The 25,302-nt window shown below is 44.4% G+C and carries 19 protein-coding genes; 9 read left to right on the forward strand and 10 right to left on the reverse strand.

The window, feature by feature from the left end; genetic code table 11:
- Positions 1-3 precede the first annotated feature (3 nt).
- The 3 genes from NDJ01_RS21210 to moeA all read right to left on the reverse strand — a co-directional run bounded on the left by NDJ01_RS21210 (position 4) and on the right by moeA (position 4,295).
- Complete coding sequence (locus NDJ01_RS21210) at positions 4-2,115, reverse strand: LruC domain-containing protein (RefSeq protein ID WP_258587287.1); 2,112 nt, start codon at positions 2,113-2,115, stop codon at positions 4-6.
- Between the two features lie 185 nt (positions 2,116-2,300).
- Entirely contained in the window at positions 2,301-3,050 is a 750-nt protein-coding gene (moeB, locus tag NDJ01_RS21215; protein WP_109168985.1) for a molybdopterin-synthase adenylyltransferase MoeB, read from the reverse strand.
- A 9-nt stretch (positions 3,051-3,059) separates the two neighbouring features.
- Positions 3,060-4,295, reverse strand: a complete 1,236-nt coding sequence (gene moeA, locus NDJ01_RS21220; RefSeq protein ID WP_006741128.1) for a molybdopterin molybdotransferase MoeA — start codon at positions 4,293-4,295, stop codon at positions 3,060-3,062.
- 287 nt (positions 4,296-4,582) lie between these two features.
- Between moeA and folE the strand changes: the two genes are divergently transcribed.
- Together folE and NDJ01_RS21230 are read left to right on the forward strand one after the other, a co-directional pair.
- Positions 4,583-5,236: a GTP cyclohydrolase I FolE gene (folE, locus tag NDJ01_RS21225; protein ID WP_006741127.1), complete on the forward strand. Its 654-nt coding sequence runs from the start codon at positions 4,583-4,585 to the stop codon at positions 5,234-5,236.
- Positions 5,237-5,520: 284 nt separating this feature from the next.
- A complete protein-coding gene (locus NDJ01_RS21230) occupies positions 5,521-6,759 on the forward strand; it encodes an NRAMP family divalent metal transporter (RefSeq protein WP_104973519.1) in 1,239 nt (412 codons plus the stop codon).
- A 47-nt stretch (positions 6,760-6,806) separates the two neighbouring features.
- On the opposite strand, the gene NDJ01_RS21235 is transcribed toward NDJ01_RS21230, so the two are convergent.
- Both NDJ01_RS21235 and clcA read right to left on the reverse strand, forming a co-directional pair.
- Positions 6,807-7,754 (reverse strand): TDT family transporter, encoded by a 948-nt coding sequence (locus NDJ01_RS21235; protein ID WP_048624849.1) that lies wholly within the window; start codon positions 7,752-7,754, stop codon positions 6,807-6,809.
- Positions 7,755-8,015: 261 nt separating this feature from the next.
- Complete coding sequence (gene clcA, locus NDJ01_RS21240; protein WP_005396086.1) at positions 8,016-9,419, reverse strand: H(+)/Cl(-) exchange transporter ClcA; 1,404 nt, start codon at positions 9,417-9,419, stop codon at positions 8,016-8,018.
- Between the two features lie 491 nt (positions 9,420-9,910).
- Here clcA and NDJ01_RS21245 point away from each other — a divergent pair, with 491 nt between their 5' ends.
- The gene (locus tag NDJ01_RS21245; RefSeq protein WP_171058475.1) at positions 9,911-10,489 is read left to right on the forward strand and encodes a hypothetical protein; all 579 of its coding nucleotides are present in this window, start codon (positions 9,911-9,913) and stop codon (positions 10,487-10,489) included.
- Here NDJ01_RS21245 and NDJ01_RS21250 read toward each other — a convergent pair.
- On the reverse strand, positions 10,470-10,883 hold the full coding sequence (locus NDJ01_RS21250; RefSeq protein WP_139060822.1) for a helix-turn-helix transcriptional regulator: 414 nt from the start codon (positions 10,881-10,883) through the stop codon (positions 10,470-10,472). The two genes, NDJ01_RS21245 and NDJ01_RS21250, sit on opposite strands and share 20 nt — an antisense overlap.
- A 95-nt stretch (positions 10,884-10,978) precedes the next feature.
- Between NDJ01_RS21250 and NDJ01_RS21255 the strand changes: the two genes are divergently transcribed.
- The 5 genes from NDJ01_RS21255 to NDJ01_RS21275 all read left to right on the forward strand — a co-directional run bounded on the left by NDJ01_RS21255 (position 10,979) and on the right by NDJ01_RS21275 (position 16,802).
- Complete coding sequence (locus NDJ01_RS21255) at positions 10,979-11,887, forward strand: aldo/keto reductase family oxidoreductase (RefSeq protein ID WP_085343916.1); 909 nt, start codon at positions 10,979-10,981, stop codon at positions 11,885-11,887.
- Positions 11,888-12,253: 366 nt separating this feature from the next.
- Positions 12,254-13,258 (forward strand): response regulator, encoded by a 1,005-nt coding sequence (locus NDJ01_RS21260; protein WP_006741121.1) that lies wholly within the window; start codon positions 12,254-12,256, stop codon positions 13,256-13,258.
- On the forward strand, positions 13,258-13,695 hold the full coding sequence (locus NDJ01_RS21265) for a PAS domain-containing protein (protein WP_005396081.1): 438 nt from the start codon (positions 13,258-13,260) through the stop codon (positions 13,693-13,695). The genes NDJ01_RS21260 and NDJ01_RS21265 overlap by 1 nt, the downstream gene beginning before the upstream one ends.
- 86 nt (positions 13,696-13,781) lie before the next feature.
- Entirely contained in the window at positions 13,782-15,323 is a 1,542-nt protein-coding gene (locus NDJ01_RS21270; protein ID WP_258587288.1) for an NAD(P)H-hydrate dehydratase, read from the forward strand.
- Positions 15,324-15,758: 435 nt separating this feature from the next.
- Positions 15,759-16,802, forward strand: coding sequence for a GMP reductase (locus tag NDJ01_RS21275; RefSeq protein ID WP_124007731.1), 1,044 nt, complete (start codon positions 15,759-15,761; stop codon positions 16,800-16,802).
- Positions 16,803-17,052: 250 nt separating this feature from the next.
- Here NDJ01_RS21275 and NDJ01_RS21280 read toward each other — a convergent pair whose 3' ends face one another.
- The 3 genes from NDJ01_RS21280 to NDJ01_RS21290 form a co-directional block, all read right to left on the reverse strand.
- Positions 17,053-18,348, reverse strand: a complete 1,296-nt coding sequence (locus tag NDJ01_RS21280; protein WP_005387693.1) for a linear amide C-N hydrolase — start codon at positions 18,346-18,348, stop codon at positions 17,053-17,055.
- Positions 18,349-18,813: 465 nt separating this feature from the next.
- Positions 18,814-19,140: a hypothetical protein gene (locus tag NDJ01_RS21285; RefSeq protein ID WP_047008149.1), complete on the reverse strand. Its 327-nt coding sequence runs from the start codon at positions 19,138-19,140 to the stop codon at positions 18,814-18,816.
- Positions 19,141-19,226: 86 nt separating this feature from the next.
- Positions 19,227-20,918 carry an FAD-binding oxidoreductase gene (locus NDJ01_RS21290; protein WP_258587289.1) on the reverse strand — a complete coding sequence of 564 codons (1,692 nt, stop codon included), beginning with the start codon at positions 20,916-20,918 and terminating at the stop codon, positions 19,227-19,229.
- 283 nt (positions 20,919-21,201) lie between these two features.
- On the opposite strand from NDJ01_RS21290, the gene NDJ01_RS21295 reads away from it, so the two are divergent.
- Positions 21,202-21,675: a DUF1842 domain-containing protein gene (locus tag NDJ01_RS21295; RefSeq protein ID WP_104970567.1), complete on the forward strand. Its 474-nt coding sequence runs from the start codon at positions 21,202-21,204 to the stop codon at positions 21,673-21,675.
- A 134-nt stretch (positions 21,676-21,809) separates the two neighbouring features.
- Here NDJ01_RS21295 and NDJ01_RS21300 read toward each other — a convergent pair whose 3' ends face one another.
- Positions 21,810-24,983, reverse strand: coding sequence for an AAA family ATPase (locus tag NDJ01_RS21300; protein ID WP_258587290.1), 3,174 nt, complete (start codon positions 24,981-24,983; stop codon positions 21,810-21,812).
- Between the last annotated feature and the right edge of the window lie 319 nt (positions 24,984-25,302).

A 25,302-nucleotide genomic window follows, 5' to 3' on the forward strand; every position in this document is an offset into this window, starting at 1 on the left:
CTCCTATGGAATGTAACGTTTGTTTGCTTTAGGTAGGGTATGCCAGTTTGCTCCTTCTCGCCCACCAGACTCGGCGTAGGTGGCAAACTCTGGGTAAGCGTCAACTAAGTCAACTTTCTCTAGCGGCCAATTCCACTCTTCGACGATAAGCAATGCCCAAGGAAGATTGTTCGCTGTTTTGAAGTACACGCCTCGAGTCGGGTCACTTGCGTCTACGCCCACGCCATATAGGTTTGCGTCATCAAACTGCTCAGTTGGTGCTTGGTCTGGCAAATGTACTTCCCATTTTCTACCTGGTTGAAAGGTGATACCATCGCCGTGATATGTATTGGGTGTGGCAAAGATAAATGGGTCATAAGGCATGGCCTGTAGCGCTGAGCGGTCGGCTCCTTCCTTAAAGTAGATGGTCAGTGTGAAAGACAACGCGACGTTATCATTACAACCCGTTTGGGTTCTAAAATACGCACATTGACTTTGCGCATACTGACTGAGGTCGTCACTGATAATGAAGATGGCTTCTTCTGATATCGCTTCTAGACCGTTGGTCGGTTGTTCTTTGCCATTAAACGTTAGCTTTGTTAAGCCGTTTTCAATACTCGCTTTCGAAACGCCAGGTAGACGAATAGCAAAGCCATTTTTATAGCCAGCCCCATAGGCGGCCAGATCTCCGCTAATTTGGATATTTTCCACCGTGCCGTCCATACGTGTTTCAGTCATACGGAACTTAATTACAACGTCATTCATGTCGTAGTCAGCGGTGTAAGGCCAGTTGTCTTCATACGCGACCGTTGCGTAGGAATCGGCACTTGGGAAGTGCTGAACGGATACGCCGTTTTCAGTGATTGTGATTGGGTAATCTTCTACTTCACCTGATGTTGATCCGCCATCGAAGTTCAGACCAGTTTGTTGGCTAAAGCGGAATCGGCTCCAGCTAGGGCCTGCGGTTGCCAGTTCAGAGACGACAAATGGAAGCATATTGCTGCCTGCAGAGAGTAACTCATCGGTGAATACTTGCTCACCTTCGTCAGCAAAGTCACCATCTCGGTTCCAGTCAAACCAAGCTGACAAGTAGCCGGATGTCGATGCAGTTACGCTCACTAGTGAACTTAACCCTGGGTCGAGTGCGGTAACAAAGCCGACGCCATCTTCATCTGCTGTACCAACTTTGTTATCTCCAGACGGAGCCACTTGTCCATCGGCATCACCATCTGGCGCAATTGTGCCAAGCCAAGTTACACCATCAACAGCGTGGCGTGGTCCGTTAGAAGAGAGCAAGGTAGCGTAAGTGTCAGGTGCGTCACCAAAGTCAATTGGCTCGTCTTCGTCAATAACGGGAGCGTTCGCGCATCGGGCACCGTCATTTTGGCTGGAACTTGGACCGTTAGACACAAACTCTACAGCAGGAACAATGCCCGCAGCGATATTGGCGGCATTATTTTCTGATAAGTCGACGCGATAAATTTTGCCGTCCTGGTTACGCGATACGTAGTAGTTTCCGTTTACATCAAAGTAGCCTGCACCAAAGGTACCCGTTTCCCCTGTATTGCCGATCGCGGTTGCTTGGCCTGTTTTTGTATCGAATTTATACAATACGCCAGACCCATTATCGATACCATAGAGCGCACCGTCGCCAGGGTGGAACGCAAAATCGGTTAAACTCACACTTGCATTTGATGTGATTTTATTCAGGGTTAAGGTAGCATTTGGGTCCGTATCTAACGGCGACAGATCAATGGAAAACAGCCCTTTACCTTTGCGATACAAGTAGTATACGTGGTTGTACACGTCACCGACAAAAAACGTATGGCTAGGAAGCCCTTGTACGTTGAGAGTTTCTGCTTGAAAGTCCTGGCCTAAACGTACGATTTTCAAGTTGGTTGTATCGTAACCATAGATGTATCGATCAGTGAAGTTGAAACCGACGCCGTTAATACCAGATGCTAAGCCCACATCGTCGGTCAGTAACTTGGTTGATCCGGTAACCAGATTAACGCCGTAAACTTGCACTGGGGTCGATTGGAATAAATATGCTTTGCTCGGACAAGTGTCGAATGGCGCTGCGCTTACGTATGCGCTTGCAAACAGAGATCCAAGTAATAGTGATGTCCTTTTCATGATTCGCCCTCTCATTGGTTTGTATGATATGCAATGAAAGGAATGTGCCAGTTTTTAACTTACTGTTTATAATGAATTTTATATCGGTAAGTTATTTGGTTCGAAATATGAATCTCAGAATAAGAAAAAGCTCAACGTTACGTTGAGCTTTTTGAGAATCTTCATTGATAAGCTGACAGCATTACTTAGCCACAAACAGGGCAGGTCGGCATTTTCATCAAATTCATTTCCCGCCAGGACATGCTAAACGCATCGAGAATGAGGATCTTCCCTTTTTTGGGTTGGCCGTAATTTGCAATCACCTTGATGGTTTCCATCGCTTGTACAGCGCCTACAATACCCACAACAGGCGCCATGACGCCAGCTTCAACGCAACTTAATGCACTGCTGCCGAATAGCGCGCTCAAACACTGATAGCACGGTTGAGTTGGGTCGTCATACGTAAACACACTCACTTGGCCTTCCATACGAATGGCTGCACCAGAAATAAGCGGTGTTTTTGTTGCAAAGCAGAGTCGGTTGAGTTGATTGCGAGTGTCGACGTTATCAGACGCATCAACTACCACAGTGTGTTGTTCAATCAAAGCTTGAAGTTGAGCATCATCGAGACGTTTGGCAACGGTGTTTACCTCGATGTGGGGGTTAAGTTCCCGCAACGCATCCGCCGCGGAGTCAACCTTTTTACGGCCAATATCGGCGTCGTGGTGCAATACTTGGCGTTGTAAATTGGAGAGTTCAACAATATCGTCATCGATAAACGTAATATTGCCAACACCAGCCGTGGCAAGGTATTGGCTAGAAGCGCAACCCAAACCGCCAGCACCCAAAATAAGCACCGAGCTTTGTTTGAGTGCTTCTTGCCCTTCGAAATCGAACTGACGAAGAATGATCTGGCGGTTATAGCGCAGCATCTCCTGATCGGAAAGAATATCCACGGTACGTTCCTAGTATAACGTTGAGTTAAACAGTTGGATTTGAACCGTTTCGCCAACTTCCACACGGCCACGCTCACGTTCCAACACAACAAAGCAGTTTGCCAAACTCATTGAGCGGAAGGCTCCTGAACTTTGGTTGCCAGTGGTTTCAACGACAAATTTACCGTTTTCTAGAGTATAGATACCGCGTTGGTAGTCTGTACGTCCCGGCGCTTTCTTAAATGCGGTTTTAGTCGTCGCAGGGATAGACTCAGGTGCCTTCCATTCCGTGTGGCCAGCCAATTTAGCCAACATTGGTTGAACAAGTACGTACATGGTTAGCACCGCAGATACAGGGTTACCTGGTAGCCCACAGAACCAAGCAGTACTTAACTTGCCAAATGCGAAAGGTTTACCCGGCTTGATTGCCAGTTTCCAGAAACCGATTTCGCCAAGTTCTTCAAGAATGTCTTTGGTGTAATCTGCTTCACCAACGCTGACGCCGCCAGACGTTACAACCACATCCGCGAGCGTTTGTGCTTTTTCGAATGTTGCTTTTAGTGTTTCTGGGCAGTCAGGGATAATGCCAAGATCAATCGCTTCACAGCCAAAGTTTTCGATTAGCGGCTTAATACCGTAACGATTACTGTCGTAGATTTGACCCGCCTTGAGTGGCTCACCCAATGGTTTAAGTTCATCACCTGTGGAGAAAAATGCCACCTTTGGCTTACGCACGACGGTGACATGGCTGACACCAAGAGAGGCAATCATTGGAATATCGCGCGGTGTCAGGCGCGCGCCTTTTGCCAATACAATATCGCCTTGCTTGATGTCGTCACCCGTAGGGCGGATGTTATTTTGCGGCTTCACATCCGTTTGGTTGAACTGAATACCAGCGTCGGTCACTTCCGTATTTTCTTGCATGATAACGGCATCACAGCCTTCCGGAATTTTCGCGCCAGTCATGATTCGAACACAAGTGCCTGCCGGCCATTCACCCTCAAAAGGCTGACCTGCGAAGGATTTACCTGCCAGAGGCAACACTGTAGACACTTCTAGGTCTTGAATACGAATGGCATAACCGTCCATCGCTGAATTGTCGAAAGGGGGCACGTGAATTGGCGATAAAATGTCTTCAGCCAGCACAAAACCCAGAGCGTCAGCAAGAGGAAGAGAAAGTGTCGTTTGGATAGGTTTGATTCGCGATAGCATCTTATCCATCGCTTCTTCAATTGGCATCAAGCCAGGTGCGTCGCAGCAGCCCATTGAGATAATCCTATGTTCTTTTGTTTTGTGGCAACTCTACCATAAAAGGGGACCGAGTAAGAATGTCCACCTATAAAATATGGGTGTAATTATTCAAAAATCCGAGTATCCTTGTCACCCATCCGAAAGGGGTAAAGTTCCTACGGAGCATGAGAAAATAGCTCAGTGTATTCTTGTTATGTGCCTTGGCGTTATAAACATCGGACTGAGCGACTTTAACGCTACGGGATGAAAACACGGCAATTGTATTTCACACCGAGAGTGGTAGTTACAAAAGAGGAAGTGGAATGTCAGGTCTTAGCGAGTCAGCAAAGTTAGTGAAAGAAGCGCTAGAGCAACGCGGGTTAGAAACACCAATGCGCCCTAATGCCGTTAGCCGTGAAGAGAAGAAGGAAAAGATTGAATACCACATGCGTGAGATTCTTGGTCTGCTTCAGCTCGACCTTACGGATGATAGCTTAGAGGAAACGCCACACCGCATTGCAAAAATGTACGTGGACGAGATTTTCTCTGGTTTGGATTACTCCAACTTTCCCAAGATCACCGTTATCGAAAACAAGATGAACGTGAGCGAAATGGTTCGCGTGAAAGACATTACTGTGACCAGTACGTGCGAACACCATCTTGTGACAATCGACGGAAAAGCCGCTGTTGCTTATATTCCTCGCGGTAAGATCATTGGCTTGTCTAAGATCAACCGTATTGTTCGTTTCTTTGCGCAACGCCCTCAAGTTCAAGAGCGTATGACCCAGCAAATCCTTGTTGCTTTGCAAACATTGCTTGAGTCTGACGATGTAGCGGTGACTATCGACGCGACGCATTACTGTGTGAAATCACGCGGTGTGATGGATGCCACCAGTGAAACCACGACTACAGCGTTAGGTGGTATTTTTAAGAGCAACCCAGCGACCCGTGCTGAATTTCTGCATGGCCTGCGTTAATCAAATCGACAAATAAAATTGAGAGAGGATGGCGAGTTGCCATCCTTTTTTATATCTTTTATATCTTTTATATCCAAATCATCGTCAAGTGAGTCGCAATAAATAGTAATTATGCAATTGTGTATTGACAGTCACATTCGTTGCTCTTAATATATGCGCCCAATGAACGGCTGCAACTTGTAATCGTTTGTTTTAAAAAGAGATATTTCTCTAAGTTCAGCTGATCTCGGTCAGTTGTCTTTCTTTTTTCTAATAATAGAAAGACAACAAATTTGGGACTCGGCATGACTACACAAAGCACTATCAGCACCTCCTCTATTTCAGCTCCAGTTACAGAAAGCAGTTGGCAAAAGAAAGCCATGCTCAGTGTCGCTTTTTTGATGGCGACAACCTCTGTGGGTCCCGGCTTTTTAACTCAAACCGCAGTTTTCACAAATATCTACAAAGTCGACATGGCATTTCCAGTTTTGGCTTCCATTTTTATCACGTTTGGTATTGTGATGAACTTGTGGCGTATTGTCGGCGTTTCTGGCATGCGAATCCAAGACATTGCGAACAAAGTGGCACCCGGCATGGGTTATGGTGTTGGTATTCTCCTTGCGCTTGGTGCAGTGGCGTTTAACTTTGGCAACGTGAGTGGCGCAGCGTTAGGCATCAATGTGCTAACGGGCGTGGACACAACATGGGGCGCACTGTTTACCGGTGTCGTTGGCTGTTTGTTGTTTGTGGTTCATAACGCCTCCAAACGAATGGACCAAATGGCCCGCTACCTTGGCTTGTTCATGATTGTTCTGATCGCATACGTGGCTATGACGAGCTTACCTCCGATGGGAGAGACACTAAGTGCAGCGGTGATGCCTATGGATGTTGGTAGTTTGCTTCTGCCTACGTTGACTATCGTTGGCGGCGCAGTTGGCGGTTACTACACGGGTGCACAACGCTTAGTAGACATCGGCTTGAAAGGCAAAGAGAACGTGCCTTCCATCACCTCAACAGCGTGGGCGGGTATCTCTATTGCGGTGGTTATTCGCGTCCTACTGTTTTTAGCGGTGTTTGGCGTTATCGCGACAGGCGCAACGCTAGATACGGCTAACCCTGCGGCGGATGCTTTCCGTCAAGGCGCTGGCCAGCTTGGTTACTTCATCTTTGGCTTAGTACTGTTTGTAGCTTCCATCACGTCTGTGGTGGGCAACTCTTACATGGCTATATCATTAATTAAGACGCTTTTCCCAGTTGTGGCGCGAAACGAGAAAGCGTGGTGTGTTGGTTTCATTATCCTAACCTCGCTAGGCACGGTGACCATGGACATGCCAATTCTTCTTTTGATGCTAGCGGGCCTAGTGAACAGCATTATTCTTCCTATCGTTTTGGGCACTGTATTGGTTGCGACAAAACGCAAAGATATTGTCGGTGACTACCAACACCCAATGTACTTAACGCTAACTGGAGCAGCGATTGTTATCGTAATGGCAGCATCGAGTTTGACTAACATTGGGAACTTCATGGCGAAGTTTGCGGGTTGATGTCTTATTGATAGAGATAAACAGCGGCCTCAGATGAGGCCGTTTTTTTATGCTTGTTTAGAGGGCGACTTAACGATTTCTGGCCAATACATTTTGATGTAACCTGCCGATACCCAAACCACCAACACAGTCGCAATGCTGAGCTCTAAAAAGCCAAAATCGTGTAGCCAGTGCCAATGTGGGTGCGATTCGGCAAAAAAGGAGGTTAAGCGGTGCATCGCAATGGCACTGATCACGGAAGGAAAGGTTACCGCCGCGATAGAAGGTTGAAACTTCAATCGAAGTAAGCGGAAGTAACACAGGTAGATCAATAACGTCATTGTGATAGCAATCCCTGCTAATGCGCCAGTCAGTATCGGATCGGGCAGGGGAAAGTTCACCAAGTATGCCGCCAATGACAAGTTTACCGGTGCGGCCATAATTGCGAGGGTCGGCCTGGCTCGTCTCGGTAGAGATCCGAAAAACACCAAACGATAGAGCACCAGCGGTAACATAAAAAAATAAATGCCAATGCACATCATCGCTAAGGTTTCAGAGAATAGGTTGTGACCCAATTGGGAGCCTGCTAATGAGCTGCTGATCAGTCCCACTGGATAGAGAAACCAGCTAGGTACGATATTCGACATTTTGAAGTTCATTAGCTGAAAGCTAAAAAACAGTACCATCATAGTAAAATGCAGCAAAAGTGCCATAAACCAGAGTGGATAAGCAATGATTGGCGCTACAGAAGCAAGATAATCTGCAAGGATTAGTAACGCCATACTCATGGGTGCCATTAAGCTACCGCTCAATGGGTGACGAATGTCGACCATAAATAATCGTGGATTCGTGGCATATTTTATCAGCACAGGGGCGAGTAAAAGCGCGCCGAGTGACGCTAAAAATGGGCGTATTGGTTCACCAATTTCAGGGACATAGAGTGCCCAAGCTTGTCCTAAACCTATCATACCTAGCGCTAACGCGGCTTGAGACGGCGGAACGCTATAAAACTGCACAAGTCTTCTCCAGTTCAAATCTACTCCATTTGATTTTTTCCTGAATGAAACGAAACGTGATGATTTGGATGAAATGCTCTATTTGAGTAGCGAATACTAGCAAGTTTAGAGAGCGCTTACTCATGAAAGGTGATGAGGAAATATCAGAGAATGGTATTTTTGTGAGTTTGGTATCGAATATTTGGGAAAGGATGTAAAAATGTAGAGTTTATCGCTCCAAACCCTTCGATAGTTTGGAGCGAAATAATAACAAAGCGAGAATTATGTCGATTGGTTTTCAGGAAGATCCTGCTGACGTAACTTATCGTTTTTGATTGTACGATGTAGCAACTGGCTGTAAATCGGTTGTCCGCCAAACAACTGAGCAATAATCACGGCACCTAAACAAGTAATGATAAGTGGTAGAATTAAGTAGTAGTTATTGGTCATTTCAATCACCAACAAAATGCCCGTGATCGGTGCGCGTACCGTTGCAGCAAACAGGGCCCCCATGCCCGCAATAGCAAATACGCCAGGTTCGATATCAAGCGTAGGAAGCAACACATCAGCACTCGCTCCGAATGCATAGCCAAACAAGGTCCCCAGAGCAAGCATCGGTGCAAAGATACCGCCCGGCGCACCAGAGCCAAAGCATAGCAACGTCGTGATGACGCGACCAAAGAAAAGCAGAACTAAAACGGATACCGAGTAGTTGCCATTGGTAATATCAGGAATAAGGCCGATGCCACCGCCAGTTAGCTGCGGCACGTATAAGAGAAGCAGACCAAAAATGCCACCAAGTAGTGAACCCACGATTAAATAGCGTTTACGATCGTTTTTGTGAATTGCGACAAAACTGTCTTGTGCCACGGTAATCAATTTATTGAAGATCACTCCGAATACGCCAAACAATGCGCCAAGCAATAAAAATAACCAAAGGGACTGAAGCTCTGGAGAGTGATATTGCGGCATTGTGATGACAGCGTCTTGCCCGTTGATGGCACGAAACACAATGTTGGCCATAATAGCAGAGATGATCACCGCGCGAATTGAGATCAGAGAATAGCGAAACTGAGGTCGCATTTCCTCGACAACGAACATAATGCCAGCGAGTGGGGCATTAAAGGCGGCAGCCAAACCACCAGCGGCACCTGAAGCGAGTAGGGAATGACGAGTATCGTCATCTTTCACACGGAAAATATCGGTCACCATTCGACCGACAGCACCGCCCATTTGCACCGTTGGGCCTTCACGACCGAGCACCATTCCGGAGCCAAGTGCGCCCATGCCGCCGAAGAATTTTACTGGCAGGACTCGCCACCAACGCACAGGGCGAATGTTGTCCATCGCGCCTTCAATTTCAGGGATGCCTGATCCCGCAGCCTCTGGAGCAAAGCGGTGAACAAGAAAGTAACCAACAAAAGCAAGTAGAGCACTGATCAGTACAGCAGCAAGCCAAAGAGGAAGTACGCTACCGATTTCGCTTCTCAGCCATTCGGTACGGGTTTCAGAAACAAAATGAACCGCAAGTTCGAAGTAAGTGCCGACAAAACCAGCTAGTGTGCCAACGATTGCGGCCATAATCAGGACAGAAAATGGTGTGGACCCTCGAGAGACAAACTGGTTAATCGCATCTTTCGGTACGTGCGCTAACACAGATTTCACAATTCTCTCTCGTTTGGTCATTAACAAGTTCTCCTGTTGCTGGTGGAAGGGACGCGAGAAAGTATACGCTTCGCAGAGTCTAGACCTAATCAATAAAGATGCAATTTAGCTTTTCACTATTGAGTGTTCGAAGTGTCGCGATATCATTCATTCACCAAAACTGTGCTATTGCTCTCATAATTTGGGATAAAAAACTTGTTTTTTGAGCAAAATGAACCATGCTTTAGGTGTAAAGCAACATGACTGCTTCAGAAGGAGGGATGTGAGGTTTTACACACAATTTGGATGGATTCAAACCCTACGGTAAGTCCTCGTTTTATGTTCGGGATGCATCAATAGACATCTTCGATTCGCACACTCACGATTGAGTAACGAGGTAGAGGCGCACGCAAATGTGCGCCTTCTTAATTTCTGCTCTACAACTTTCCGCACTACCTGCCACTATTTTTATCTTGAACAATTTCTACTAGTCGGTAATGTCTGGGTTCGATGTTAATCAACCAGAGTAATTCATGCGCTTTTATCCTCGAGTCCTGTTTTCTTTATGTTGTTTTTCGGTAACGTTTCCAGCATTTTCGACGCCGAGTTGGTGGCAGGACACGTTGTCTTCAATGCCGTACTCCAATTTAAAAGAGCGTATAGAGACAAGGGGAAGCTGGTATCGCTGTGACGTGCAGCAGCAAGATGTTTCAACGTATATCAGCACATTTTGTTTGGACGATTTTTCGTACTATCAGCAGCATCTGTATGGTGAAGTTGTTTTGGGAAAGGACAGTGCTCAGTTCTCTTTTTTGACCGAATATCAATGGCAAAGTCTCAATGACTTAATCCTCAATTTAAGAAAAGACGGATTAGTTTTACGCAACATAACTATCGGACAAGAACACTATGACGTCGTTGAAGCGCTGGAAAAGAAATCTTCTGAGCTTGTCGATAAAGAAGTTATCTTGTTGATAAACCGCTATCCGCAAGAAACGATTCGAAGCTTATTTTGGGTAAAACCGGACGAGTTTTCGTCGCCATCACCGTCTTTAAATGTGGAATTGCACAGCGATGGCGAAATTATCGATGTTAAAGTGACTCGTTTTTAGATTCTTTATGGAGAGATAGGAAGGTCGCCATCGCAGACTCGTCTAAAAATCCATCCGATTTTTTGTGCGCACGCAGGTATTGATAGCCAGCGATGAGCTTACGGTGCTGTTCTTCTGCCTCATCTGTCAACGGCTGATTCATAACGTGTTGAAATGCAAGTTTGTACGCATCCATATCTACGACTTCAGCGCGGCGATATAAATAACCACATCCGGTCGCTAACCATTCAAGAGAGCAGTTGGCTCGCATCGCAATTTGATTTGCTTTCGTTAGGCTCGGTTCACTGCCTTTTAAATATTTGCGTATTAAAGCTTCAGACACATCAACGCGTCGTGCAAATCCGCTGATGCTTTCTTCTCCGATCAAGGTGGCTAGGCGTTGGGCAAAAGACATATTTCGTACTCCAGTTCGAATTGCCAAAGTTTACCCGTTGAGCCGATGTGAAAACAAGACTACGATGAATGCAGATCAATTGAAGGAGAAAAACCATGGTTGCAAAAGTTGTGACTGCACCAAAAGGCCCTGAGTTCTCAGAGCTGGTCCAAGGATATTGGCGTGCAGTTGATTGGGGCATGACTGCTCAAGAGCGTTTGTCATTCCTCAAGCAACATATTGAGTTAGGCATTACCACGGTCGATCACGCAGACATATACGGTAATTACGAGTGTGAGAAGTTGTTTGGTGAAGCACTTGTTCTCGATAAGAGCGTGCGAGAGCAGATTCAGATCGTCACAAAGTGTGATATCAACCTGTGCGGAGATAAAACACCAGAGCGTAAGATCAATCACTACGATACAAGTTCCGCTCACATCTACCAATCGGTGAATAACTCGCTTGAGCGTTTGAATGTGGACGAAATCGATGTGCTTTTAATCCATCGCCCTGACGTGTTAATGGATGCCGATGAAGTGGCTGAAGCATTCTCAGAGTTACACAAAGTGGGTAAAGTGAAGCACTTTGGTGTATCTAACTTTACTCCACGTCAGTTTGAGCTGCTGCAATCTCGTTTAGGTAAGCCTCTTGTGACTAACCAAGTGGAAATCAACCCGCTTAATTTTGAAGTTGCACATGATGGAACGCTTGATCAAATGCAAATGCTGCGTACGCGCCCAATGGCTTGGTCTTGCCTCGGTGGTGGCTCAATCTTCAGTGGTGACAGTGAGCAAGCCGTTCGTGTTCGCAACGAATTAGAAGCGATTCGCGAAGAAGTGGGCGCGACTAGCATTGACCAAGTGATTTACGCTTGGGTACGCCGTTTGCCATCTAACCCAATTCCAATCATTGGCTCTGGTAAGATTGAGCGTGTGCAAACGGCAGTAAATGCGCTGAATATCGAATTGACTCGTGAGCAATGGTATCGCGTATGGGTGGCTTCTAAAGGTCACGGTGTGCCATAGAAGTGACACTTTATTGATGAATACATTATTCAAGGCACCCTATAAAAGGGTGCTTTTTTATTGCTACGTGATACCGATTTCCCCAGTACTCATACTGAGCGGATAGAGTGGGAGTAAAAACGAATTTTTAATTTAAAATGCAACTTTGTGCTTATTTTTAATGGAGGCGTTTTATCCATGTTTGTTTCATGTCACTAAACAGCGAATGGGATGTTTGCTTTTTCGCCATTTTGTTCACTCATCCATTCATATTGCGTATGCTTATTGAATAAAAAAGAAATAAAAACTCGTCAGTTTTCTCGTATTACATGCTGTAACAATCTGTTAGACTCCGGCGCAGATTGTGGAATATAAAAAGGTGATTGAATGTCTTTTCCCGTACTCATCTGTGATGATTCAGCGTTAGCACGCAAACAGATGGCGAGATCACTACCAGCCACATTGAATGCCGATATTACGTTTGCTATCCACGGAAAAAATGCGCTAGAAGAACTCGAAAAGAACGAGTTTAAATTGATGTTTCTTGATTTGACCATGCCAGAAATGGATGGCTTTGAAACACTAGAAAACATGCAGCGGTTAGGGAATACAACTCCGGTGGTTGTGGTGTCGGGGGATATCCAACCTAAAGCGAAAGAGCGCGTGTTCGCACTGGGTGCAAAAGCGTTTATTCAAAAACCGATCGCCAAAGATGAACTCAAGAATGCGCTTAAAGAGTTGGTTGAGCCAGAGCCTCGTCCTCAAATTATCACGCCTGTTTCTATTGAGTTACCGATTTTACGTCGTCGCGATATTTATATGGAAGTGGCGAACGTCTCTATTGGTCGAGCCGCAGATGCATTGGCGCGTCATTTTGATGTGTTTGTGCAATTACCGCTCCCGAACGTTAATATCTTCGAAGTGAGCGAACTACACATGGCACTCCGTGACTTAGCGTCGCATGATAACGTATCGGGCGTTTGTCAGGGCTTTTGTGGCGAAGGTATTGCGGGTGAAGCGCTGGTGATTTTGAGCGATTCGAGCGTATCGGATCTCAAGAAGTTGATGAAAGTGCCAGCTGACAGCGACGAACTGGAAGAGCTTGAGCTGCTCATGGATATTTCCAATATCTTGGTGGGGTCATTCTTAAATGGCTTAGGCGAACAATCTGAAGTGCGATTCTTCCAAAGCCCTCCAGTGCTTCTTGGTCAGCATATATCAATTGATTCGATCATTGAGTCTACGACGGGCGCATTCAGCCGCACCATGACATTCGAGGTGAGCTACAACATTGAGGGAACGTCAATCCGTTGTGATTTATTGTTTATGTTCGTCGATGAATCTTTGCCGCTGCTCGATAACAAACTGTCATATCTAATGGAGGAGTTCTAATGTTGAATATGCCAGCAGAGTTTGAACAATTCCATTGGATGGTCGACATGGTGCAAAACGTCGACATGGGGCTCGTCGTCATTGACCGAGATTATAATGTGCAAGTGTGGAATGGGTTTATGACTCATCACAGTGGTTTGCAATCTCATGATGCAATTGGTCGTTCTATCTTTGATATCTTCCCTGAAATCCCGCAGGAATGGTTTAAGTTAAAAACAAAGCCCGTGTATGATTTAGGTTGCCGCAGCTTTATTACGTGGCGCCAGCGTCCTTACTTGTTCCGTTGCCGTAACGTACGCCCTGTTACTCAGCAAGCGGAGTTTATGTACCAGAACGTTACGCTGAACCCCATGCGTACCCCGACTGGGAAAATCAATTCATTGTTTTTATCTATACAAGACGCGACGGCTGAAGCATTGATGTCTCAGAGTCAGTAGCGATAAAAAACTTTCTCAAAAGCCAAGGTTCGCCTTGGCTTTTTTGTATACTTATAATTGTGTTTCCTAATGCGCAGAACGTGAAGATGGACTTTAATCTCGCCCTAAAACTCTACACCGCAGAACAAGTAAAAAACGGTGAAACGCTGGCAGCGCAAATGGCTGGTGTTTCTATGTATAGCCTAATGCAACGCGCAGGTATGGCTGTGTATGAGCGTTTTTTACACTTATATCCCAAATCAAAAAATATCTTAGTCATTTGTGGCAAAGGGAATAATGGTGGTGACGGATACGTATTTGCCTCGCTTGCTAAACAAGCGCAACTCAATGTACAGGTTTTCCAACTTGGTGATGTGACTGTGCTCAAAGGTGATGCTTTACGCGCATATCAAGATTGGCAGTCCATCGATGGTGTTAACAATGATTGGGATGAGTGGAATACCGCATTGCTAGAAGCCGATGTGATCATTGATGCCATGTTAGGCACTGGTTTAAGTGGTGAGGTTCGTTCGGAGTACCGTCGCTACATTGAGCAAATCAATCAAATTCACACCCCAGTGATTGCAGTCGATATTCCTTCCGGGTTGTGTGCAAATACAGGTGCTATTTTAGGCGATGCCATTCATGCTGAGCATACTGTAACCTTCATTGGTGTTAAGCAAGGCTTGTGCACCGGACAAGCGAGAGATCGAGTTGGTGAACTCCACTTTTGTGGGTTGGGTGTAAATGTTGAGTTTGATTCTATCGAAGTAGAAAGTGCACTAGGTATTGATCATCAGGTTGTTTCAAGGTTAATGCCCAAGCCAAACCCGACAGCACACAAAGGTGACAATGGCAAACTACTTTGTGTCGGTGGTAACCAAGGTATGTCAGGAGCGATTCGCTTATGTTCCTCCGCTGCGGTTAGATCCGGAGCGGGTTTAACTGCCGCAATTACTCACCCGAGTAGCCTTATTCCGCTACAGATTGGCTGCCCAGAAGTAATGAGCCAAAGCATCACCGCCGACTTACTCAGGGATACTGAGAATGACTTAACCAAACGCATTCGCTGGGCTGAAGTATTGGTGTTTGGTCCAGGTTTTGGTGATGATGAGTGGGCTTATCAAGCCTATCAATATCTGGCTCAAGAACAGAAACCTAAAGTTGTTGATGCTGATGGGCTCAATATTCTAGCGATGCTAAGCCAACGATGTGATGGCACTTTGGTGTGTGACAACCAGCGAGTGATCACGCCGCATCCTGGAGAGGCAGCTCGACTATTAAATGTGACCACTCAACAAATAGAAAGTGACCGATATTCTGCTGCAAGACAACTGCAAGAGCGTTATGGCGGTGTGGTGGTTTTAAAAGGCGCGGGAACACTTATTTACGATGGAACGAGAATGTACGTCTGCCTCGCGGGTAACGCCGGAATGGCGACGGGCGGAATGGGAGATGTGCTATCTGGTGTTATTGGTGCGTTGCTAGCTAAAGGGTTACCCATTTCCATTGCGGCACGTTTAGGTGTGGTACTCCACAGTCATGCTGCGGATATAAACGTGAGTCAGCATGGTCAAATTGGTCTTTTGGCAAGTGATGTTATAGGCACACTTCGTACCGCTATTACTCAACAAATCGATAGGACGTAGCTAGATCTCGCCCATCACTATGAAAAAATGATCGATTTTTTGGAGTACTTTTTCCGAATTAGCAGCGCATCTTAGTATTAGGTGATTGAGTTTTAGGCAGATTTGAGAGGTGATGCGTTTTCATTTTAAAGGTATGACGCAAAGGTTTGCGCAATAGGTTAACTTAAACGTTTTCTTAAGTTGTTGATAATTATAAATAATGAGAAAAATAACGACTTGAGGAGTGTTTTTGATATGCGATTATCAAGATGGTATCACAAAAAAAATTCAAATATCAGACTTGTAGGAAATAAATCACAGCCTATAATGCTGAAAACCGGAGCGTCTGCCAACGCTCCGGTTTTTTTGTGTCCGAAGAACAGTGAACTCGTCTGCCAACGAAATCACTACGCACTCTGAGATGACACATATACATATGAATCAAGGAATTACACAATGCGTATCGAACAAGAACTTAAGTTAGGTTTTAAAGATGTACTGTTTCGCCCGAAACGTTCTACCCTTAAGAGCCGTTCTCAAGTAAATTTAACCCGCGATTTTACATTCAAGCATAGTGGTCGTCAATGGTCTGGTGTGCCTGTAATCGCAGCAAACATGGATTCGGTTGGTAGCTTTGCAATGGCTAAAGCGCTAGCTGAGCATGGTGTAATGACTGCTGTTCACAAACATTACACGGTAGAAGATTGGGCTGAGTTTGCTAAATCAGCCGATAAAGCAACCCTGAATAACGTAATGGTGTCTACGGGAACATCTGACGTAGACTTCCAAAAAACCAAAGATATTATGGCGCTTTCAGATGAGTTTATTTTCATCTGTATCGATATTGCAAATGGTTACTCAGAGCATTTAGTCGAGTATGTTGAACGCGTGCGAGCAGAGTTCCCAGACAAGGTGATTTCTGCGGGTAACGTGGTTACTGGTGATATGTGTGAAGAGTTGATCCTCGCTGGTGCAGACATCGTGAAAGTAGGCATTGGCCCTGGCTCAGTTTGTACAACTCGTGTAAAAACGGGTGTTGGTTACCCGCAGCTTTCTGCAATCATCGAGTGTGGCGATGCAGCGCACGGCCTTGGTGGCATGATCATCGGTGACGGCGGTTGCTCATGCGCAGGTGATGTATCCAAAGCATTCGGCGGCGGTGCGGACTTTGTTATGCTAGGCGGCATGTTAGCGGGCCACGAAGAGTCAGGCGGCGAAGTGATCGAGAAAGACGGCGAGAAGTTCATGAAATTCTACGGCATGTCTTCTAAGAGCGCGATGGAGAAGCACTCAGGTGGTGTTGCTGGCTACCGTGCGGCCGAAGGAAAAACCGTACTATTACCTTACCGTGGAAGTGTTCACGGCACTATCCAAGACATCCTTGGCGGCGTTCGCTCAACTTGTACATACGTGGGTGCAGCAAAGCTTAAAGAGCTAACCAAGCGTACTACATTCATCCGCGTTCAAGAACAAGAGAACAACGTGTTCGGTAAAGAGTAAATCGACTGAATGTAACAAGTGTAAAAGCAACCATACGTTATATCTATAGCAGATAAAACTATACTATATGCAGCTATGAGCCAGAGTGAGATTGATTTCTTACTCTGGCTTTTTTATTAGATTTATAGCGATTATCTTGTTTAGTCCCAGATAAATTAAGAATAGTGAATTTAGCAGTTTTGTCTTTTAAAAGCCCCGCTTAGAAAGCGGGGCTTTTTGCTTCTCATTTGTTTGCGCTTCAAAATTAACTCTAAGCGATTTTAATAGTTGGTCGAGATTCGACTTGTTCAAACGGTAATGATGTTGTAACTGGCATGAGCTGTAAAACGCTTGAAATCTGACAGTCTCTATTTAATCCAATATAGTCTTTGACATTGGCTACTCGCCAAGTCATGTCTCCGTAAGTACGCAGATAGAACGCGGGTGACTGATGACTGTTATGTCTAATAACGCTCCATTGGGTGATATCACTAAAAAAGACTTCAGGGTTATCGGATGTCTCAAACTCATTCGCCATGATGCCCAAAGGTATATCAACGCGATTAAGTAGCTTTTGTCCGAGTGAGAAGGCTTCGTCGAAGTTAGTTGGTTGTTCGCTTAACTGCTTAATTGCATAGGTTTGTACAAATCGAGACGGCGGTGTTGGGTCGGCGGGTAGGCCCATCAAGCCAGCGCCATTGATTGATTGAAGTGGGCCAGGCACTTGGACATGACGTTGCATGGTTGCTTCATTGTTCGGTTCTGGGTTGTAGTTGCGCAAATTGGAAAAATAAGAGAGGTGATTGACATGCCAATGGTAATTTGGGCAGTTAGTCATTACTCCAACGTAGGAGTGGTCCACAACCACTTTATAATCATCAAAGTCGTATTCGGTACATTGATAGCGTGCTTGCTGATTTTCCTCTTTGCTGAACATATCGCTTTCTTTGAATGCTCGATAGATATGCATATTACCGTTAAGAAACTCAATGACTGCACTGTCATTATTTGCATCGTGAATCACGAAATGTTGGTCCAAAGCCATGTTGTCACTCTCTGTTTCACCAGTTGAAATAGTCGAGTTAAACACGTAAACGGGGTGGGTGGTGAAGTAGGTCACCATCTCGTCCACAGTATTAAACGTAGACAAGATAAAAGTACCAAACAGGCCGCTGCCTAATGCAAAGGCATCATCAGGGATGTGAGAGGTCGATACATTTTGATTGAGAATGGGCAAGTACAGTGAGCCAACAGAAAGGCCAGATTCATTAATGCCATCAGCTGTTAAAAGAGGGTTATTATACCGGGTAATGGCGTTGCAGTGTATGAAGCTCAACTCTCCCTGCCAATTTGCTCGAAACTCACATTCTTTACTGTGACGTTTTGGCGGCTGACCATTGAAAACACGGTCGGCTTTTCCGTCGGAAGTAAAGGTCGTAATTTGGTAAGTTTGTTGGGCTCTAAACCAAATCTCGGTCTGAAGGTTAACTGCAAACTCCATGGTTCTAGCGGATAAGGTTTGGTTGTTGCAACCATAATTGATATTCACATCTGTACACATAGCCATGCTTTCCGTTGTTTATTTTGAATGATGCATATCCAAGAAACTCTCTGAATCAAATGCTTAGAGATTACGTGGATATAGAAGAATTGCGCTTTAATAATGGTTTTAGCCATGGAGATAAGCGCATGCTATTAAGTTAAGCATTCAATCAAAAAACGTCAGTAGCAGTTTAGTATCAGTTGATAGAGTTAAAATAAAAAGTGATGTATTAAGTAAAACTCTTTGATCTTAGAACTCAATAATATATTTATTTTTTCAATCTTGGTTACTCTAGATTTAAAGTTGATTTTAAAAGTGATTTGTATTGATTCGATTATCTTGCAGTGGTGATATAAAGTGAGAACATAAAGTTAACAATTTCAGATTGTGATTGAAAATGGGGAGGGTTTTCAATCCAAATACCGAGAAATGAAACTGCCCGAGAAGTCGTGCAACTGTCTCGGGCGAAGTGATGAATCGGGTAAGCGGCTATAAAGTTTTCTCACAAGAACCGCTAAGTGGTGGAGATATTTTTAAATTATCATTAAAGATTTCCACAGCGACGGGGCCTTTATTTTCGTCTTTTGCATAGTATGCACAGGACTTGTCCCCAGTATAGGTTTCACCTGCCTTTTTGAAACTGTAGTACCAGGAGTCATGGGTCGCGGCACCGGATTCAAAACTAGCAGATTCAGATTGTTCGCCAGTATTCAAGTCGAAACGGACTTCCATTTCCGGAGAGTCTTTAAATCTCACATATCCGGTGATTTTATCGCTGGAATTATTTTTAACGTAAAATGAACCCTTAGTTGTCATAATTTTTCCTCTTTTTAATTTCTATACGTGATAGAACGGCCAAATGACGGTCTGTTAATATATGCTTCTTAAGATGCATATTGATGTTAAATGATGGTCTTATTAGTTCTAAGATGATTAAACTTATCCTTAGCGTATTTCTCTTTTATACCGATTAAGTCGCGGTAGCTTCGATCAAAATAAACGCTTGTCGGAATTGCCGGATCTTTAAAGCTGATGAAGGCACCATAGGTTCCCGGTATATCAGCTTCTCTGGCTTTATCAATCCAGTCCATGGCTCTGTTTACATCAACAAGTACTGGGTTATTTTGTAGCTCTAGTTTTTGCTTGATCTCTTCATTCCACCAGGTTTGGTATTGGACTGTATATTGACACTGGCGGTAGGGGAAAGATATGTCTTCAAGATCGTCTAAGTGATGATAAAAACCGCCAGTGATCGCCCCTAAGGTTACGTAACTAAATAGCCCTTGATCGCGGTTTTCTGACTTTATCAAAGGTGAAGTTAAGCTTTGCAAAAGTGCAGTATAGCCTTCTGCTTTAAGACCTCGCTCTGACACCAATCGCGAAGTGATTTTGTGAGGTGCTGGGGCGTCATAATCGGGAGGGAAAGGAGAACCGCTTTGACACAAAGAATCGCGCCCCCATGTGCTCATCAGGGAGTGATCGTATTTCTTCCCGTTAAAGTCAGTGCCATGTGCTTCATAGACTTGAACTAAATCAGGGAAGCAAGCGCCAAATTGAACGGCTATAAATTGGTGAAGATCTTGCACTGTTCCTTCCCAGTAACCGTACATAGTGCAGTGATGGCTTATTGTGTCGATATCGCAATGGTTAGGTAAATCAGGCAGAGCATCAATTTGCAAGTTGGTGCCGAGAAGTTTAGCCGTATCGAGACTTTTTATAGCCTGTTCCCAATTTTTTAGCACATCTATGGTAGGGTGCGATGGTATTGGCTGAAGCATACCGTTGATTTTTTTGTAAAGGTTCCACTGAAGTTCGAAGCGGTGGATCTCTTTGGGTAAAGGGAATGTTTTTACGCGTAGCTCGGTAACAATGCCATAACTCATGCCTCCGCCGCCTCTTAGTGCCCAAAATAGGTGAGGGTTGGACTCTGCTGAGACTTCTGTGATCGTACCATCGCCCAATACCACGGTTGCACTCACTAGGTGCTCACAACACATGCCGTATTTTCGCGTCCAAGGGCCCCATCCTCCGCCTTGAATATAGCCAGTCAACCCAACTGTGGCACAGGTTCCATGTGCAATCATTCGATCATGCTCTGCAAGTTTTGGTGTCAGTTGATAGAAGCGATAGCCTGCACCAATGGTGGCAATATTGTCACACAGTTGGAAGGTCTTAATTCTGCTCACGTCAATCAAAATGACGTTGTCACCACTGCATTCACCTGCGTGATCATGCCCTCCTGAGCGAACACGAATCGGGAGACTGAATCGAGTTGCTGTTAGATAGGCTTGTTGAACTTCTTGCGTACTTTCGCACATGACAATGACAAAGGGTTGGTGTTGATAGCGAGTATTGAAGATGAGTGACTCGACTTGATATTGGTTCAAACCGGGAACCGGTGAAACCGTGTTTTCAAGAGGTGTCAGTAGTCGCTCTTTAGGAAAACCGCATTTATCCATTTTCTGAATAAACAGTTTGGCATTATTGATTGAGATTGAGTACGCGTTAAGTACAGCGAGGCGTTGTATTTGAGGGTTAGGGTGCTGTTCTACCACTTGGTTTTCTTTAGTTCCCTGCATCCATTCTTGTTCCATTATTTTTTCCATTTGGCTTATGTATTGAATAGTTGTTTAAATATTAACCCGCATGCATATGTTCGCCATATCAGTTTGGTATCAGTTGTTCTGTACAAATCGCCAAAAGCATCAGCGAGAGAGCAATAATATCTGGTTGATGAAAAGAACGAGCGGCATCTGCGTGACCGTAGATAATTTATGTAGTCAAGTAGATCTGAGCCTAAAGTGATACTGAACTTGAATGACGTGTTATCTACATTGAATGGGTCACTAACGACAATAAATTCAGTTGGAGAACACAATGAAAATGGAATCAAAAGAATCACAAGCAATTTTTACTGCTCATTATCAAATTGGCAACGGCTTACCTGGAGGAGTGAACTTCGATGTTAATCTACTCGTGGCCAGCGAAGACAAATCAATAGTGGGTAAAGGACATATCTTTCAGGCCATTAACCCACCGTTAAATGTGGTGTCTGATCTCAATGGCAGTTTCAACTATCAATGCACGATGCGTGATTGTCATATCATGGTGACGTTGCAGGGCTACCAGCCTTACCTAGGTATTGCTCCTCTAGGAGCAGATCTTCACAACGTAACGCTCAATATCCTACTTAATGATGATTGGAAGTCAGGCGTGGCATTTTATCGATATAAAAATAGTTCAGGTAAATGGATTGAAGTAGCAAATCAACGCGTTACTCTACTTTTACCTGAGCATGTTCCTAGCATCGAAAACTTTAAGGTGGAGCAAAGTGATCTTGCGCCAGCATAAATCTAATCAGCGATGACACTGTGCCAAAACACAGATATTCGATGGTTTCGAATATCTGTGTTTGACGAGGTAAATCGAGCAAACAAGAGGATTTGACGGTGCAATTAGTCGACTTTCTTCGTTTATTGAATATTTCATGGTTGAGTAGATGTGAAGAGCCAATGGTCGAGCTCATCAACACTTATTTGAGCCTGGTTCAGTTGATGCTTACGCGCGGCCTGATTGAAGTTTAACAACTCAGAGACGGAGCTGGACTGGTCGAGTAAGGCAAGCATCAGATTCGCTTGTTCAATATAAAAATCACCCCATGGATGCGGATCTTCTCGGGTGAAGTTAGCAAGCTTATCGCGATATTTTCGAAGTAGCGTAGGCTGCTTATATTGCCACGCTACTTGGATTCCTTGTTGGTAAAAGCGTAAATAGTTATGACCAACACAGGTAGATTCTAGCCAAGCCTCACCAGTGCGCAAAGCGGAGAGGGCCGTTGATTCATCGCCACAAATAAGTGCCTTGGTAGATACGAGCCAAGGACCAATAAAATTGTGTAGCTTATTGATATGAACAAGCTCTAGAGCCGTGTCGATGTCCGAAAGGGCTTTCTCCTCTTTTCCCTGATACCAGTGCAATCTTGCACTGGACTCCAAAAGAAAAGCGACAAATCGATGAGCATTAAGCTGTTTTGAAAGTTGCAGAGCGGTCGAGATTTCGTTTTCAGCTTGCACCAATACATTACGGTCGAGAAAGATCCATGCTGCCGTAAGCCTGGAAACAATTTCTGCTCGGCGGTTTGCCGTGAGATAGGCAAGATTCGAGGCATGCTGAGCCTGTTTTAGTGCTTCGTCAGATTGCAGTTGATAGATCATCACTGTTGCCAGCATGTAGCGATTGGCAGTTTCAATCGAAAGCAACTGATGCTCTTCACACAATTGCAAACACTCGGTTAAGTGCTCGTATGAGCGAGCCATTTTTCCTTGTGCGTAGGCACAATCACCGAGGCCGCCAAGCGATTTTGCTTTCGCGCGAAAACAGTTTGCTCGCTGACTGTAATCTAATGCAAGTAAATGTTCTTTCTCACATTCGTCTAGCTGCCCAGTAGGGAACAGCATATTACCTCTCATCGAGTGGATTTCACACAAAGATTTATTTAACGTCAGCTTTTCGCACAGAGCTTGGGCTTGGTCTAAAATCGACATCGCTTGTACAAAGTTGTCGGTTATGCGGTAGGGGTTAATGAGGTCTAAATAGTATTGAACACGTTCAGGATCATTTTCTGTGTGATGAACCGCTTGCTCAAGAACCTCAATACTCTCTTTGATGCGTCCCATCGAATACAGGCAGTTTCCTTTCATATTTAGTGCATACGCCATCTGTTCTTTAGGTGACTCTTTAATAGCGTACTCAATAAGTGTCAGTGCTTTTTCAAACTGATAATTACTCAGGTAATGTTTGGCGGTCTGTTCAAGAACAGTAAATACATCTTCGCCCTTGGCATGATTGATATGGACGGCATATAAGAATCGATCTCGGTTCTCATACCATTTTGCGCAGGCCATGTGTATTTTGGAACACTGTGACTTGTCTATTTGACGGAAAACAGCATTACAAATCAAATCATGATGGAAAAGGTATTGATCGCCATTGAGTTTTACTAAGCCAGCGTCGACTAACTTATCTGGTACGTAGCCGGGAATTCGAGTGATTTCACGCAGTTGCTCCAGTTGAAAGCACTGCCCCAACACAGAGGCAGTACAGAGTGCTTGGCGATCTTGGGCTGGAAGTTGAGCTAATTGTATCGAAACTAAATGTTCCAATGACTCCGGAACGTCTTTATCAAACTGAGAGCAAAGCAGTGTTTGGCGCAAGTATAGAGGATGGCCTTTCGCAAGCTTTATACAGTCATTGATATGTTTATTCTGTTGGCATGTGATTGAGCAAGCTAACTCGTAAGACTCTTCAGATGATAACTCCCTAAGTTCGATTAGATTCACGTTGGTAAACCAAGATTGTTTGGAACTAAGTCGTTTTTGCTGCCTAAACGTCAGAAAGAGCAAAATATTGGTGTTTGTAATATGAGGTAGCAGTGTCTCAAGAAATGCCAACATTACCTCGTCGGCCCAATGGACATCTTCAACAATAATCAAGTGCGGTTTGCTGGTCTGCCGTTGTTGAATTAAGAAAGGGATAGATTGCTCTATCGTTTGTTTCAGCGTTTGGAACTCCATTAAGTTCAGCAACTGCTTTTCTGATTCGTTGAGTGCTACCCCCATTAACCAATAAAGGCAGAGGTGGAAAGAAGACGGAATTGATGACTCGACAGTTTGCTGACGAATAGAATCATCGGTATCTTCACGAGTAAATGAACAAATTGCCCGAGTAAATATATTTTGAGGGGACAAGAGATCAGCACTGCCATGATTCAGGATTTGAATCTCTGTGGTTAAACACGAAGATCGATTCAAAGACGCAATGACCTGGTTGAGTAGGTTGGTCTTTCCTATCCCTGCGGTACCAGTAATACAATATGTTTGGCCTGCTTCTTGTTTTTGCCATCGCTTGATTCCGCTATTCAATGTTTCTAGTTCAAGTTTACGCCCTACAAAACAGTCAGTATGGCTTTGGTGTAAGGATACAAGATGCCAGTTTTTGAAGTCTGGCTCTCCTGTTAGAAACGGTTTTATTGGTCTGGCACAATTGGACGAGATAAAGCAAGGACAAGCAGCTATTTCTCCCCAAGGGATTTTAACTAGGGTTTCATTGATTGGGGTTATCGCATTCGGATGTTCCGATAGCTCAGTGACTCGATGCTTGTATTTCACATTGATAAAAGACCGAATCGAAGCCGAAAGAGCAACCTGTAATTGAAGGGCTAGTTGTCGAATTCGTTCAAAAACATATTCGTCCGATTCCTGTATAGACCAAGTAAGAACAAACGTCCGGTTTTTTATTATGGGTGTAGTGTTTTGGCTGAAAAGTAATGTTTGCAGAGTCTTTGCGGTCAAATCACACTTTGCTTCGATTGCAAAAATAAAAAAATATGGTGGTGATGAAGACACATTTGTAAGTAATGGTTCTGAGGCGCGATCTATTAAGAGGTCCTCTACGGGGACAGAAAAGTATTCCGCGAGGTTGGATGCGGTACGATACAGCACATTCGCCCCAGACTCTGCTCGCTTTATGGAAGCAATAGATACGACAAAACCCTGTTGAAAGCATTCTTCCGCCAGTCTTTCTTGGCTCAGTCCTAATTTCTTTCTCAGTTCTTTGAGTCGTAATACGTTGAGTGGAATTCTTCCATCCCTATTTGCCATATTTCACTCCGTTGTAACGTATAGCTTTTCCCAGTAAACCTGAATCGATTGGATATGTTGAGTGAACAAATTTATCTTATTTCACCACATATAATACTAGTAGTTAAAATGTTATATACGAAAATGAAATGGGCATTTTAATCTTCAAACTACCTTAATTCATTGTTGTATTAGTCGTGTTTTTGTTATTAATAATTTTGATAATTATTGTTGTGAATTCATGTTTTTCTTAATAAGTTTTTTGAAATATCTTTAAATGTATATATTTTGAAAGATTGCACACCTTCAACTTATATTGGATTATATTAAACCTTAACAA

The sequence above is a fragment of the Vibrio sp. HS-50-1 genome (assembly GCF_024747315.1).
In the GTDB taxonomy this organism is placed as follows: Bacteria; Pseudomonadota; Gammaproteobacteria; order Enterobacterales; family Vibrionaceae; genus Vibrio; species Vibrio diabolicus.